The organism is Amphritea balenae, from assembly GCF_003858655.1.
Classification (GTDB): domain Bacteria; phylum Pseudomonadota; class Gammaproteobacteria; order Pseudomonadales; family Balneatricaceae; genus Amphritea; species Amphritea balenae.
The window spans coordinates 302,746-315,500 of sequence record NZ_RQXV01000005.1 but is presented as its reverse complement, the minus strand read 5'-3'; the positions used below and the strand labels follow the sequence as shown (position 1 = coordinate 315,500).

13 protein-coding genes are annotated in these 12,755 nt (G+C 49.7%); 8 read left to right on the top strand and 5 right to left on the bottom strand.

Annotated features, from left to right (window positions below):
- Positions 1-7: 7 nt before the first annotated feature.
- Entirely contained in the window at positions 8-856 is an 849-nt protein-coding gene (locus tag EHS89_RS11180) for a hypothetical protein (protein WP_124926233.1), read from the bottom strand.
- A 211-nt stretch (positions 857-1,067) separates the two neighbouring features.
- Between EHS89_RS11180 and EHS89_RS11175 the strand changes: the two genes are divergently transcribed.
- The 3 genes from EHS89_RS11175 to ygiD all read left to right on the top strand — a co-directional run bounded on the left by EHS89_RS11175 (position 1,068) and on the right by ygiD (position 4,117).
- Entirely contained in the window at positions 1,068-1,787 is a 720-nt protein-coding gene (locus EHS89_RS11175) for a response regulator (RefSeq protein ID WP_124926232.1), read from the top strand.
- On the top strand, positions 1,784-3,157 hold the full coding sequence (locus EHS89_RS11170; protein WP_124926231.1) for a sensor histidine kinase: 1,374 nt from the start codon (positions 1,784-1,786) through the stop codon (positions 3,155-3,157). Before EHS89_RS11175 ends, EHS89_RS11170 begins: the two co-directional genes overlap by 4 nt.
- A 105-nt stretch (positions 3,158-3,262) precedes the next feature.
- Positions 3,263-4,117, top strand: a complete 855-nt coding sequence (ygiD, locus tag EHS89_RS11165) for a 4,5-DOPA-extradiol-dioxygenase (protein ID WP_124926230.1) — start codon at positions 3,263-3,265, stop codon at positions 4,115-4,117.
- A gap of 201 nt (positions 4,118-4,318) precedes the next feature.
- Here ygiD and pdxR read toward each other — a convergent pair whose 3' ends face one another.
- Positions 4,319-5,782, bottom strand: a complete 1,464-nt coding sequence (gene pdxR, locus EHS89_RS11160) for a MocR-like pyridoxine biosynthesis transcription factor PdxR (protein WP_124926229.1) — start codon at positions 5,780-5,782, stop codon at positions 4,319-4,321.
- Between the two features lie 292 nt (positions 5,783-6,074).
- On the opposite strand from pdxR, the gene EHS89_RS11155 reads away from it, so the two are divergent.
- The 5 genes from EHS89_RS11155 to EHS89_RS11135 are packed head-to-tail and all read left to right on the top strand — an operon-like array spanning position 6,075 to position 9,055.
- Positions 6,075-6,827 carry a GNAT family N-acetyltransferase gene (locus EHS89_RS11155; protein WP_211340322.1) on the top strand — a complete coding sequence of 251 codons (753 nt, stop codon included), beginning with the start codon at positions 6,075-6,077 and terminating at the stop codon, positions 6,825-6,827.
- Positions 6,828-6,847: 20 nt separating this feature from the next.
- Complete coding sequence (locus EHS89_RS11150) at positions 6,848-7,552, top strand: GNAT family N-acetyltransferase (protein WP_124926228.1); 705 nt, start codon at positions 6,848-6,850, stop codon at positions 7,550-7,552.
- A 39-nt stretch (positions 7,553-7,591) separates the two neighbouring features.
- A complete protein-coding gene (locus tag EHS89_RS11145) occupies positions 7,592-8,041 on the top strand; it encodes a GNAT family N-acetyltransferase (RefSeq protein WP_124926227.1) in 450 nt (149 codons plus the stop codon).
- Positions 8,011-8,658, top strand: coding sequence for a LysE family translocator (locus tag EHS89_RS11140; RefSeq protein WP_124926226.1), 648 nt, complete (start codon positions 8,011-8,013; stop codon positions 8,656-8,658). Before EHS89_RS11145 ends, EHS89_RS11140 begins: the two co-directional genes overlap by 31 nt.
- A 52-nt stretch (positions 8,659-8,710) precedes the next feature.
- Positions 8,711-9,055 carry an antibiotic biosynthesis monooxygenase family protein gene (locus EHS89_RS11135; protein WP_124926225.1) on the top strand — a complete coding sequence of 115 codons (345 nt, stop codon included), beginning with the start codon at positions 8,711-8,713 and terminating at the stop codon, positions 9,053-9,055.
- 41 nt (positions 9,056-9,096) lie between these two features.
- On the opposite strand, the gene EHS89_RS11130 is transcribed toward EHS89_RS11135, so the two are convergent.
- The 3 genes from EHS89_RS11130 to EHS89_RS11120 all read right to left on the bottom strand — a co-directional run bounded on the left by EHS89_RS11130 (position 9,097) and on the right by EHS89_RS11120 (position 12,754).
- Positions 9,097-10,029 (bottom strand): LysR family transcriptional regulator, encoded by a 933-nt coding sequence (locus tag EHS89_RS11130; protein WP_124926224.1) that lies wholly within the window; start codon positions 10,027-10,029, stop codon positions 9,097-9,099.
- A gap of 155 nt (positions 10,030-10,184) precedes the next feature.
- The gene (locus EHS89_RS11125) at positions 10,185-11,132 is read right to left on the bottom strand and encodes a Bug family tripartite tricarboxylate transporter substrate binding protein (RefSeq protein ID WP_124926223.1); all 948 of its coding nucleotides are present in this window, start codon (positions 11,130-11,132) and stop codon (positions 10,185-10,187) included.
- Between the two features lie 77 nt (positions 11,133-11,209).
- Positions 11,210-12,754 carry a tripartite tricarboxylate transporter permease gene (locus tag EHS89_RS11120; protein WP_124926222.1) on the bottom strand — a complete coding sequence of 515 codons (1,545 nt, stop codon included), beginning with the start codon at positions 12,752-12,754 and terminating at the stop codon, positions 11,210-11,212.
- Between the last annotated feature and the right edge of the window lies 1 nt (position 12,755).

The window sequence follows — 12,755 nt, the reverse complement described above, 5'->3', positions numbered from 1 at the left end:
TTCAGGATCAGTAGCCGTAGCCACTGGTTTCTGTAAGGAGTAATGCGCTTCCGATTGCTACTGGTAATATCATGACGCCGATAGCACCAAGGCTAAGGGCACGGGTCATCGGTGTAGCAGCACGGTTGAGCAAAGGAATGCGGGGCATAATCAGGTCGATTAGTAGTAATGGCATTAACAGTAGCAGAGCAATACCGCTGGCCTTGGTAAAGAACAGCCCCTGAGCTGCCATTGCGCTAAGAATAGCTACTATCGGGAACAGTATGGAAGCACCGATGTTGAATCGGAATTTAGGCCAGTTCCAAAGCAGTAAACCGCCAATTGCTGCCATTAGACCGAACGCGGTTTGTGCCAGCATAGCAGAAGAACCGATTAGTAAGATTGCGCCGAGACCGCCGCTGATAAATAGTAGTTTCAGACCGCTATCGATACGGTTTCTCTGATTGTCACCCTGCCACAGGGTCAGAATCGCCAGCAGAGTAATAACGATCAGATAGAAACCGCCGACCAGATCCATTGAGTTAAACCGGGCACCAAACAACCAGCCAACCATCCCCAGAGGAATAATCAGACTGACCAGTTTGTAACTCCAGCCTTTGATATTTAATGCATCGACCAGCAATCCAATTATTGCGCCGGCCATAATCAGGTAGGGTAGCTTCTGCGAGGTCGCTTTTGGTGGAAAGCTCAGGCCGGAAATAACGATGATCGTTGCCAGGGCACTGATAGCAACGGCGATGGCAGCAAAGCGCTGACCTTTAGCTGAACTGAAGCCAACAACACCCGCTACAATCAGGCTGATAAGCAGTGGCAGAAGCGAGCTCTGCAGCATCGGATTGTTGAGTAAATTTTCCATACCAGGCCTCTGGGCAGGTGACATAGTTTTGATTGGGTCTATTACAACGTCTAAATGTCACAAAAGTTTTTCAGCATCAGGGAGTTTTGTCGCAACTGTTCTCAGAATAGTTGGCTGACACAGATTGTTACAATTTCGATTGGGCGGTTGTCGTTAAAAACGATATTCTGGCTATATTAGAATTGATTAAACCTAAGACCCGAGCTTCTTTATGAGTAGTACACCCCATATTCTTGTTGTTGATGACCATCAGGATATCCGTGATCTGATAGCACAGTATCTGGAAGAGCATGGTTATCGGGTTTCCGTTGCCAATGGTGGGGTTGAGATGAAGGCAGTATTGAAGTCCTCCGCTATCGATCTGGTGGTACTGGACATTATGATGCCCGGTGATGATGGCCTGACCCTGTGCCGTTACCTGCGCTCACAGAGCGAGACTCCGATCATTATGCTTACTGCGATGGTGGAACAGACCGACCGGGTGGTCGGGCTTGAGATGGGAGCCGATGATTACCTGACCAAGCCTTTCTTCCCCCGTGAACTGCTGGCCCGTATCAAAGCGGTATTACGTCGGACAGAAGCGATGCCGCCGCAACGGGAGAGTCTGGATCAGGAAACGGTTCAGTTTGATAACTGGAAACTGGATGTAACCAGGCGCGAATTGCTGGGGGATGATGACGTTGCGGTGCCCCTGAGTACCGCTGAATTCAAACTGCTGAGCACTTTTCTGGCCCACCCGAAGAGAGTCCTGAGCCGGGATCAGCTGCTGGACCTGACACGGGGCCGGCAGGCGGAAGTGTTCGATCGTAGTATCGATAACCAGGTCAGCCGTTTGCGCCGTAAGATCGAACTTGATCCGACCCATCCGGAACTGATTAAAACCGTCTGGGGTGGTGGTTATATGCTGGTAGCTGATGTGGTGAAATTATGATTCGCTACCTGCAGAAAAGCCTGCCCGGCCGAATGATCGGTGTACTGATCCTGGTGTTTGGCCTGGTTAATGCCGCGACGGTATACATTTTTTTTGAAGAGCTGGGGCGGGCTATTCGCTGGACTCATATGGAAGATCTGGTAGCCCGTACAACCTCATTGGAAAGACTGTTGAATGAGATGCCGGTTGAACTGCATTCCGAGATTCTAAGCTCGGTATCTACCGAACGGTTCCAGTTTGAAATTCAGCCAGTGGCTGCGGTTGATGACGAGAATATTGCCGAACAGGAACATCCTCTCTACCAACAATTGCTAAGTGAATCAGTGACCCCGCCGAACCAGTTCAGTCTGTCCATTGGTCCCCGTTATTACTGGTGTTACAGCTGGGTTCGCAACTTGCTGCAGCCGCAACTGTTCTTCGATGACAGCTACGATGGCCGCCGCCCCATTGTCATTATCTCAATCCGCAGGGGAGAGCAGGGCTGGCTTAACAGTGTGCTGATGACGAAAAGCGCCTTCCCCGGCTGGATGATCGCTGTGCTGGTTGCCCTGAGCCTGTTTACCCTGACGGTCATTGCCGTAGTGGTCGTGGTGCGCCGTGTGACCCGGCCAATGGATGTGCTGGCGGTTGCCAGTGAGCAGTTTGGCCGTGGCGAAACCATAGCGCCCTTACCTGAGCAGGGACCGGAAGATGTCCGCAGGACAGTCCGGGCCTTTAACCGGATGCGGGACCGGCTGGATCGTTACGTAAAAAACCGTACCCAGATGCTGGCAGCGATCTCACATGATCTGCGTACCCCTATGACATCGCTACGGTTACAGGCGGAGTTTATAGGGGATGATAAAACCCGTAACCGGATTCTCGGCACTCTGGATGAGATGCAGGAGATGACCGAAGCGACATTAGCTTTTACCCAGGAAGATACCACCTGCGAAGACAGTCGGAGTATCGATCTGGCGGCTCTGATCGATAGCCTGTGTGAAGACCTGAAGGAAGTTGGGCTCTCAGTGAGCTGTGATGAGATCGCCAGAACGCCTTATAACTGCAGGCCGGGAGCGATAAAGCGTGCGTTAACTAACCTGATTGAGAATGCCTGTCATTATGGTGGAACTGCCCGGGTTAGCCTGAAACAGGACGCTGATGAGCTGCAGATCCAGGTGCGTGATGAGGGGCCGGGTATTCCGGAATCGGAGTGGGAACGGGTGTTTGATCCTTTTGTCCGGTTGGAAAGTTCCCGTAATCGTAATACCGGTGGAATCGGCCTGGGAATGTCGATCGCCCGTACCGTCGCCCATGCCCATGGCGGAGATGTTTCGCTCAGGAACCTTAAGTCTGAGGGGCTGGAGGTTAGGGTATCGCTACCTTTATAAAAGTTGCTGGAACCTGACTTCGTTACCTGCTGAGCGGAGGGGCTGCGCCCCCTTGCCAGTGGCTAGGAAAAGCAAATAGATCAAAGGGTTAAATAGGTGTTTAAAATGAATCGCAGAGACTTATTGAAAGCCATTATGTCGATTGTCGCAGCTAAGGGGATAGCCGGAACCGCATTGGCTGCTGGCAGGAAGATGCCGGTTCTGTTTGTCGGCCACGGTTCGCCCATGAATGTGCTGAGAGATAACGGCTTCACCCGGCACCTGAATCGTTTGGGAGAGTCACTGCCAAAGCCCCGTGCGGTGTTGGTTGTCTCTGCCCACTGGATTGACGATAAGCCTGCACTAAGCAGCACTGAAGAACCAGATACCATGTATGATTTTGGCGGTTTTCCAGAGGCTCTTTACGAGGTTAATTACCCCTGCCAGGGAGATCCGGCTCTGGCGAACCATCTGGCAGGAAACCTGAAAAGGTATAGTAGTGAACTGGATGAACACCGTGGTCTGGACCACGGTGCCTGGACGGTACTTCATCACCTCTATCCGAAAGCGAATATCCCGGTTATTCAGTTAGCGATGAGTCGGAACTTTACCGTTGAGGAACATCTTGAACTGGGGGGGGCTTTAGGCCAGCTTCGCAATGAGGGAGTGTTGATCCTTGGCAGCGGCAACATTGTACATAACCTGAGGAGGCTGGACCGGTCTGCTGAAGCGATAACCCCTGACTGGGCGGAAGCGTTTGATCGGTTGATCAAAAACGCCTTGTTACAGCGGGATTTCGAACAACTGCTTGCCCGGGATAGCTCTAAACACCCCTTATGGCAGCTCTCTCACCCAACAATTGAGCATTATGTACCGCTCCTTTATGCTTTGGGCGCGACGACAGAGGATGATGAAATCAGCTTCCCGTACGAAGGTTTTGATTCCGGTTCAATCTCGATGCGTTCGGTGAGGTTTGGTTAGAGAACCTGCTCAGCAATTGCTGAAAGCGCTCTGTAAGATTGAATAGCTAAGGGGCTGATTCGTTCTTACCCGGATGCTGCTGTGTTATGTCAGCTTTATGTTGAATCTACAGTTGATAGTGGACCATAAAAAGAGCGCATTAAACTCTTTTTATTACCTTTTATAGCAAGAAAAACGATGTTTTTCGTCGGACCACTATTCTTAAGTTAACTGCTTGATAATCTCCGCCAACCGGTCTATTCCGGGCCGAATCCGCTCGGTGGCAATCGACGAATAACCCAGTCGAAAATAATTCTGCGGGGGGCTTTCCTGATGAAAGTAAATGTCGCCGGATTCGATCACCACACCTTTCTCCAGTGCCAGGCGTTTAAGCTCTCTTGAATCAAGATTATCCGGGCCTTTGACCCAATAGGATGAACCGCCGAAGACAGGGGGCTCGGCTGACTCTGGCAGATACTCCTGCAGCGCATCACCGACTACTTTCCAGCGTTCTTCATACACCTGGACCAGGCTGCGGACCAATGAATCATGGTAACCGCGGGAGAGAAACAGTCCTACGGCACGCTGATTATTCATTGGTGGATGGCGCAGCATCATGCGGCGAAACTCGCGGATCTGTCGTATCAGCTCTTTAGGGCCAACCATATAACCCAGACGTAGTCCCGGTGAAAGGGTCTTCGACAAACTGCCCAGATAGATAACCCGGTCGTTTTTATCCAGGCTCTTTAGCGCCGGTGTTGGGTTAGCGGCGAAAGTTGTTTCACACTCATAGTCATCCTCGATAATCAGGAAGTTATCCTGGGATGCTTGCTCCAGTAGCGCTTTACGCCTTGTCATCGGCATAGTGACGGTAGTTGGAAACTGATGGCTGGGAGTGGTGAAAATAAGATCGCAATCGCTCAGTTGTTCACCAACCTGCAACCCATCGTTATCAATAGCCAGACCTTTAATAGTTGAGTCTGTGCAGTGAGCCATATGGGTCAGATCTGGATAACCCGGATCTTCAAGACCAAACGTCGTGTCTTTATTGAGCAGGACACGCAATATCATATAGAGCGCATGCTGAGCACCAACGGTGATCAGTATCTCTTCAGGGTCGGCCCAGACACCTCGACGGGGTAACAGTCGGGAGTGAATTTGTTCAATCAGCAGTGCATCATCGTCGTCGTAACGGTCACCAGACCATTCACTGATCGCTTGGACTGAGACGGATTCTTTACAGCAGTCACGCCAGTGGTTGGTAGGAAACAGTTTCGGATCCAACTGACCGTAAACAAAAGGGTAGGGGTAATCCTGCCAGCGATGAAGTTTATTGAGCTTATGGCTGGCGGGTTTCATCTTCAGACAGCTATCCCAGTCAGGTTTATTACCTGCTTCGATTTCAATCTGGTCTTGTTCTTTTACGCTGCTTTTCAGAATCTCATCGTTTACATAGAAACCGGCACGTTCCCGGGAGACCAGATAACCATCGTCCATCAGATGTTCGTAAGCCAGGATGACAGTATTACGGGAGACGCCCAGCATTTCAGCCAATTTGCGAGTTGATGGTAAGGGGATCTCTGGTGGGATATGGCCATCGATAATCGCTTTACTTATCTGCTCTCTTATCTGCTGCTGCAGACTGGCGTCGCTATCGGGTGAGAGGTGAAACAGGTGGTTGAGCATTGTAGGTCTCCTTCCGGCCTGATTTTACTGCTTTTCAGAGCGGGCCGCAGACATTTTATTTTTACTCGTCGGTCCCCTCAGATTACTGGTACCAATGAAAAGAGGTTAGATCCAGGGGTTGGTACTATCTGGTACCAACTATGACGTATTAATTTATCTAAAAATTGGATCCTATAATTGGTTGATTAATGGATCTGTTTAAGATCCATTGCTGGGATTATTCTGGCTTTAAATCAGATAGATAACAGTCGAACTGTTGTCACGGCTGTTGTAGTTGTAAAGCGAGATACCTATGACTAAAGATATTGTTAATGAACAGATGTTTCCAAGACCGTTGAGTGGTCACGCTGTTGATAATCCACCACCGGCACTAGTGCCTTCCAGAATTTGTCTGGAAGGGCGATATGTCATCCTGGAACCGATGCGGGCAGACCGACATGCCGAAGCGCTATATCAGGCTGGTCACAGTACTGAACAGGGTCTGAAAATCTGGGATTATCTGGCGTATGGCCCCTGGCCGGATCTGGCATCTTATACTGCTGTCATTAAGCAGCAAAGCGCTTCTCAGGATACAGTTTTTTATGCCCTGCGTAGCAAAGAAACAGGCGACGTTTGTGGTCAGGCAAGTTTCCTGGATATCAATGCGGTTAACGGTGTGATTGAGATAGGTCATATCTGGTTTGGGCCGCAACTGCAAAAAACCAGAGCTGCAACTGAAGCACTTTATCTGATGATTCGCTATGCCATGGATGAGCTGGGCTATCGCCGGATGCAGTGGCGCTGTAACTCACAGAACTCAGGCTCTCGTACGGCTGCTCAAAGACTAGGATTCAGGTTCGAAGGGATCTTTTTCAACCATATGATCTTTAAAGGCAAGAACCGGGATACCGCCTGGTATTCGATTCTGGATAACGAGTGGCCGACTGTGCGGGAGCTGATAAGTACCTGGCTCAAAGAAGGTAACTTCGATGCCGAAGGGGCTGCAAGGACATCACTAATGGAAACGATGTTGCACCGGGGCCCTGATGCCTGGGCAAGAAGCTAAGCAATAGGGTGGAAGTACAGATGCAGAATGCGAGCATTAATAAGCATGATCAACCCGTTGGAGCGGCAATGAAAAACTGGCAGCCATCTGCCCGGCCACAGCGCACCACCATGACCGGTTATTTCTGTCGGTTAGAGCCTTTAATGCCGGAGCTTCACGGGGGGCAGTTGTTTGAGGCATTTGCTAAAGATGATGGCAGCAACTGGACTTATCTGCCTTATGGGCCGTTCGACTCTTTTGAGCAGTTTAATCAGTGGTTGCTGGAAAACGGTTGTGGTGATGATCCTCAGTTTTATGCGGTGGTGGATAACAATACAGATCAAGCAGTTGGCTTAGCCAGTCATTTGAGGATTGAGCCCGAGACCGGCGTGATCGAAGTAGGGCATATCCACTTTTCGCCCCTGATACAACGCACGCCACTGGCAACAGAAACGATGTTTCTTATGATGCAGCGGGTGTTTGATGAGCTGGGTTATCGGCGTTATGAATGGAAGTGCGATAACTGTAACGGACCTTCAAAACAGGCGGCCCTCCGGCTTGGCTTCATTTTCGAAGGCGTGTTCCGTCAAGCCACTATGTACAAAGGCCGTAACCGGAATACCGCCTGGTTCTCCATGCTGGATGGTGAGTGGCCAGAGTTGAAGCTGAAGTATCAGCGCTGGTTGTCTGTGGATAACTTTGATCGACATGGTCAGCAAAAAAACGCTTTGCAGGATTGCGGATAAGTCGGATTGAAGCCCGGACTAGTTAACAAGGATTAGATAATGACTATAAAAGTAAGTGCACTGAGCCCAAATGACCGGGAGCAGTGGGAGCAGCTCTATCAGGGTTATGCCGATTTTTACGGTATGCCGATGGATCAGCAGATTCTGGACCGGGTATGGGGTTGGATCTTTGACCCCAATGAACGCTTTTTTGCGTTGATTGCAAAAGAGGAGCGGGGCTTTAGTGTAGGGTTAATGCATTACCGGGAGATGCCTTCGCCATTACGTGGCGCTAAGGTTGGCTTTCTGGATGACCTGTTTATTAACCCTGACTGTCGTGGCAATGGGGTTGTTGATCTGATGTTTCAACGCTTGAATGAGGAAGCTCAGGCTCAGGGCTGGCCCTTTGTGCGCTGGATTACTGCAGAAGATAACTACCGTGGTCGGGCTGTATATGATCGTCTGGCAAGTAAAACCGCATGGCAGACTTATCAGATGACAGTGGATTAAGGCTGTTGTTGATGTTGGAATCTCTAATCACATTAGGCCTGGCTGCTGTGTTTTTGATCGGTGCACCAGGGCCAGCAGCGATGGCGCTGGCTGCCACCGGAGCTGATCATAAGCTTCACAAGGGTTTACCACTGATCTACGGATTAATTGCCGGTGTACTGTTGACCGGCTTGCTGACCAGTATAGGAATGCTTGCATTACTGGAACGGTGGCCAGAATCAAGGTTGATTATGCAGCTCGCAGGAGGGCTGTTTATCCTGATAATGGCACTGAAAATGTTGCGTCTGCCTGTTGCTGATGACAGCACTGAGGCGAAGGTTCATTTCGGGTTTAGGTCCGGAATACTGATGAACATTCTCAACCCCAAAGCTTATGCAACATTTATGGTGTTGATCACCAAGTTTATGCCGCCCATCGCCAGTAAGCTGCTATCTGTGATGGTGCTTGAGATGGTCTCTTTGGTGGCGACAGTGATGGTTACTTTTGGTTGGTTATTATTCGGCGGGGTGCTGGGGCGCTTTATCAGTACAGCGGCAGGGCGTAAAAAAATGCAGGTGATATTTGCCTGTCTTATGATCATTTTTATATTGCCGGTCCTTATAGCTATTCCTGACTAATGAAGGCATAGGCCGGTCGTCAAAAGAAAATCTCTATATTTAGGAGTAGCGGATGATTGCGGTAATTTTTGAAGTTTGGCCTGCGCAGGGTAAGGTCGAAGAGTATCTGGACATTGCAGCAGAACTGAAACCGCTGCTACAGGATATTGATGGCTTTATCTCTATCGAGCGGTTCGCCAGTCTGACTGAAGAGGGCAAGGTCTTGTCCCTCTCATTCTGGCGTGATGAGCAAGCGGTCCATGCATGGCGCAGCCTGGAGGCACATCGAGAGGCTCAGTCAAAAGGTCGTGGGGGTGTGTTCCAGGATTACCGACTGCGAGTCGCGGAGGTTAGCCGTGACTATGGCATGGCACCACGGGATCAGGCCCCGGATGACAGCCGGCAAGTTCACGATTAAATTGACCCTTTAGATTAACTTATTAGATCGAACCCGTTGAATCAGCGACCCCAGTCGAGACAGGCCTGTGGATTATCCCTGATCTCTATTAAGCGGCTCCGTAGCTGATCACTGAAGGCATTAGTGATCATTGATCGGGGCGTATCGTCCGGGTAGAAAATACCAATTTTAAGCAGTATTTCAGGATCAAAACGTCGGAATACCACTTTACCGGGGCTGGCGTAGCCCTGGTAACTATTAATCGTGATTGGATCCAGCACACAAACCCCTAACCCCCGTTCAACAAAAGTCATTGCCGGTATATAGAAGCGGGTCTGCAGACGGACATTCATACGATGCCCTGATGCTTCAAACTGCTTCAGTAGATCATGGAAGATCATATGATCGGGATGCAGAGTGATCATTGGTTCGTTATCAATCAGTGCCGTATTCAATACTTCGTGTTGCGCCAATGGGTTATCGGCGTGGATAGCAATATAGCAGGGCAGGGTGAAGCGGTTCTCATCAGCCAACTGAGACTGATGTTGAGTGATCTCGGCCAGGCCCAGGTCATACTGCTTTGAAGCGACCCATTCAGCGACCATATCCGAGGTGCGGGTCTGCAGAGACGCCTGCACCTTCGGATGCTCTTCCAGAAAGTCGGCCAATAGCTCGGGCATGAAAAATGTCGAAGGACCGGGCATACAGCCGATACGCAGAAATCCGTATTGCTTGTTCTGAATATCCTGAACGGTCTGACTGACATCCTGAATACGGTTGAATATTCCCTCTATTTCTTTGTACAGGTAGTCTGCTTCAGGGGTAGGGTAGAGGCGCTTTTTATGCCGTTCAAACAGCTGAAAACCGATCTGTTCTTCCAGTGAACTGATCATCATGCTCACTGCCGGCTGGGTACGGAAGAGTTGTTTTGCTGCTTGGGAAACCGAACCTGTCAGCATGACTGCCCGAAAAGCTTCCATCTGCTTAAGGTTCATTGCTCTGCTCCGGGTTATTAATAAATCTGATGAAGGGGTGTATAAATTATGCTTTGTTTATATTAACAGAGATGTTGAAAAAAAAGGTAGGAAGAGAAAAACAAACGCCCCGAGTAATGGCTTACCCGGGGCGTTATTGTAATTAATAGATCAGGTTACTGATTAGCTTTTTTAGCCGCAGCATCTTTCATAATGCTGTAGGTTACCTTCATGTCTGCTATCCACTCAGGTCCCTGGCGGAAGTCAACAACAGCACCGATATTCTGGTACTTCTTGATCACTTCAGGGTCCTGCATGATTTTAGTGGTTGCGGCAGCCAGCTTCTCAACTACTTCGGATGGTACGCCTTTAGGTGCGAAGACACCGGACCAACCTTCAAAGCTGCCCTGGATACCGTAATCAGCAAAGGTTGGCACATTCGGGAATGCATCCATCTTCTGGTTCATTACCAGTGCGCGGGCGCGGTCAGCTTTAACGTGCGGGCCAAATGCTGGTGGGAATGATACGGCTGAATCGATATGACCACCGACAACGGAAACCATAGAAGCTGCAGCGCCTTTGGCATGGACATATTTAACTTTGTAGCCAGCCTGATCGGCGATAATATCGGCCAGAATAGTACCAGAAGAAGAGGCGCCCCAAGCTCCCTGAGTCAGCGTTTCAGATTTTGCGCCGGCGATAAAATCATCAAACGTCTTGTACGGGCTGTCTTTAGCAACAACAACGGCCAGAGGCACAGCTGTCATTTTGATGACAGGATCAAAGCTGTCGAAGCTGTAAGGCGCCTTGCTGAAGTTTGGTGTAACCAGCATATTACCAAGGCCTGCATTGATCAGGGTGTAACCATCTTTTTTAGAGTTAGCTACGAATGCTGTACCTACAACACCACCACCGCCAGGCTTGTTAATAACGACAACAGGAACACCCAACTCTTTTTCGACAGCATCGGCCCAGATACGGGTGGTCAGGTCGGAGTCGCCGCCGGCACCCCAAGGTACGATTACGTTGATCGGTCTTTCCGGATAGTCAGCCAACGCTGCACCAGAGACTAAAGATGCTGTCAGAGCGCCAGCGATTAACAGTGTTTTATTAGTGGTTTTCATATTAGCAATTCCTAGAATTATTTTTATTGCGTTTAGTCGTTTTCACCGGATCGTCACCCGATAAAAAAGAATCTTAGTTAGCTGGTTTGGTTACACAGCGGTTCCTGTTTTGCCTGTTGTTCCGCTTTAGCTTTGGCTGCGGATTTTTTTCTCACCTTTATGCTGGAGAAGACAAAGAATACCGAGAGTGCGATAAACACCCAGGAGAATGGCGAAGCAAACATCAGGTGGTAGTCGCTACCCACAATAGCGAAGGCCTGGTCCAGATTCTGTTCAAAGAACGGAGTAAGGATAAAGCCGACGATAAATACCGCGGGATTCAGGCCAACAAGACGCATGCCATAACCCATCACCGTAAAGGCGATTAATACCAGAATATCGTTTATGTTCTGACCGGCGGTAAATGCACCGGCAAAAGCAAATACCGTGACACAGGGGAATATGTAATAGCGTCTTAATGATGCGATTTTGACAAAGAAGCTGAAGCCCGCTTTGGCAATAACTAACAGGAACAGGTCAGTAATCAGAAAGCCAGCAAAGATGGCGTAGATAGTCTCCGTGTGTTCGAAGAAGATCATCGGTCCCGGTGTTAGTCCGTGAATCAGGAAGGCACCCATCAGCAGTGCTGCAACATCATCACCCGGAATACTCAGGGTCAGCATCGGGATCATACTAGAGCCACAGACCGCGTTATTAGCCGATTCAGCGGCAGCAATACCTTCTACCGATCCTTTGCCATATTCTTCAGGTTTCTTACTGGTGCGTTTACCTTCACCGTAGGCGATAAAAGCTGCAGTACTGGATCCCAGCCCCGGCAGAGCGCCGATAAAGGTACCAATACCACTGGATTTTAAAATGGTACGGAATACCGAGCGGAATTCTGCAAAACTGATGCGGTTATCAGCCGGGTTGGGTGATCGGGTAATCGCCAGCTCGTGGTGCGGCACCTTACGGCGACGTATGACATTCAGCACTTCCGGCATGACCAAAATACCGATCAGCATTGGCGTAAAGGTAAAGCCGCCCATCAGTTCGGTAGAACCGAAGGTAAAGCGGGAAGCGCCGGTTATTGTGGACATGCCCACCATTGCGAACAACATACCCAGGCAGCAAGAGAGCAGGCCCCGTGGAATTGATTCGCCAGCTAAGGTGCCGATAACGGTAAAGGCAAACAGCAACAGGAATACTTTTTCGATCGGTCCGGCCTGCAGGGAAATAGCCGAAATGGGGGCTGCCACAAGAATCAACACCATGGTTGCCAGCATCTCGCCGGAAACGGAGGAAAACAGTGAAATATCCAGGGCCTTACCTGCCTTACCTGCTTTAGTCAGTGCGTGACCGTCCAGTGCGGTTAAGAACGAGGCAGCGGCCCCCGGAGTATTGATCAGGATGGCAGAAATTGAGCCACCGTAGATACCCGCCTTATAAACGGCAAGTAGCATAGTGATGCCTACAATAGGATCAACATAGAAGGTCATCGGCAGGATAATTGCGATCGCCATAATCGCTGAGATGCCAGGGATAGCGCCGAATATAATACCGATTACAACACCGGCAATAATGCCAAGGATCGGTCCGACTGCAAGGATTGCTGAAAATCCGCTTAGAATATTATCGATCATT

Excerpts from the sequence above, each read along its gene's own strand:
- EHS89_RS11180 (WP_124926233.1), bottom strand. The coding sequence starts at position 856 with ATGGAAAATTTACTCAACAATCCGATGCTGCAGAGCTCGCTTCTGCCA.
- EHS89_RS11175 (WP_124926232.1), top strand. The coding sequence starts at position 1,068 with ATGAGTAGTACACCCCATATTCTTGTTGTTGATGACCATCAGGATATC.
- EHS89_RS11170 (WP_124926231.1), top strand. The coding sequence starts at position 1,784 with ATGATTCGCTACCTGCAGAAAAGCCTGCCCGGCCGAATGATCGGTGTA.
- ygiD (WP_124926230.1), top strand. The coding sequence starts at position 3,263 with ATGAATCGCAGAGACTTATTGAAAGCCATTATGTCGATTGTCGCAGCT.
- pdxR (WP_124926229.1), bottom strand. The coding sequence starts at position 5,782 with ATGCTCAACCACCTGTTTCACCTCTCACCCGATAGCGACGCCAGTCTG.
- EHS89_RS11155 (WP_211340322.1), top strand. The coding sequence starts at position 6,075 with ATGACTAAAGATATTGTTAATGAACAGATGTTTCCAAGACCGTTGAGT.
- EHS89_RS11150 (WP_124926228.1), top strand. The coding sequence starts at position 6,848 with ATGCAGAATGCGAGCATTAATAAGCATGATCAACCCGTTGGAGCGGCA.
- EHS89_RS11145 (WP_124926227.1), top strand. The coding sequence starts at position 7,592 with ATGACTATAAAAGTAAGTGCACTGAGCCCAAATGACCGGGAGCAGTGG.
- EHS89_RS11140 (WP_124926226.1), top strand. The coding sequence starts at position 8,011 with ATGGCAGACTTATCAGATGACAGTGGATTAAGGCTGTTGTTGATGTTG.
- EHS89_RS11135 (WP_124926225.1), top strand. The coding sequence starts at position 8,711 with ATGATTGCGGTAATTTTTGAAGTTTGGCCTGCGCAGGGTAAGGTCGAA.
- EHS89_RS11130 (WP_124926224.1), bottom strand. The coding sequence starts at position 10,029 with ATGAACCTTAAGCAGATGGAAGCTTTTCGGGCAGTCATGCTGACAGGT.
- EHS89_RS11125 (WP_124926223.1), bottom strand. The coding sequence starts at position 11,132 with ATGAAAACCACTAATAAAACACTGTTAATCGCTGGCGCTCTGACAGCA.
- EHS89_RS11120 (WP_124926222.1), bottom strand. The coding sequence starts at position 12,754 with ATGATCGATAATATTCTAAGCGGATTTTCAGCAATCCTTGCAGTCGGA.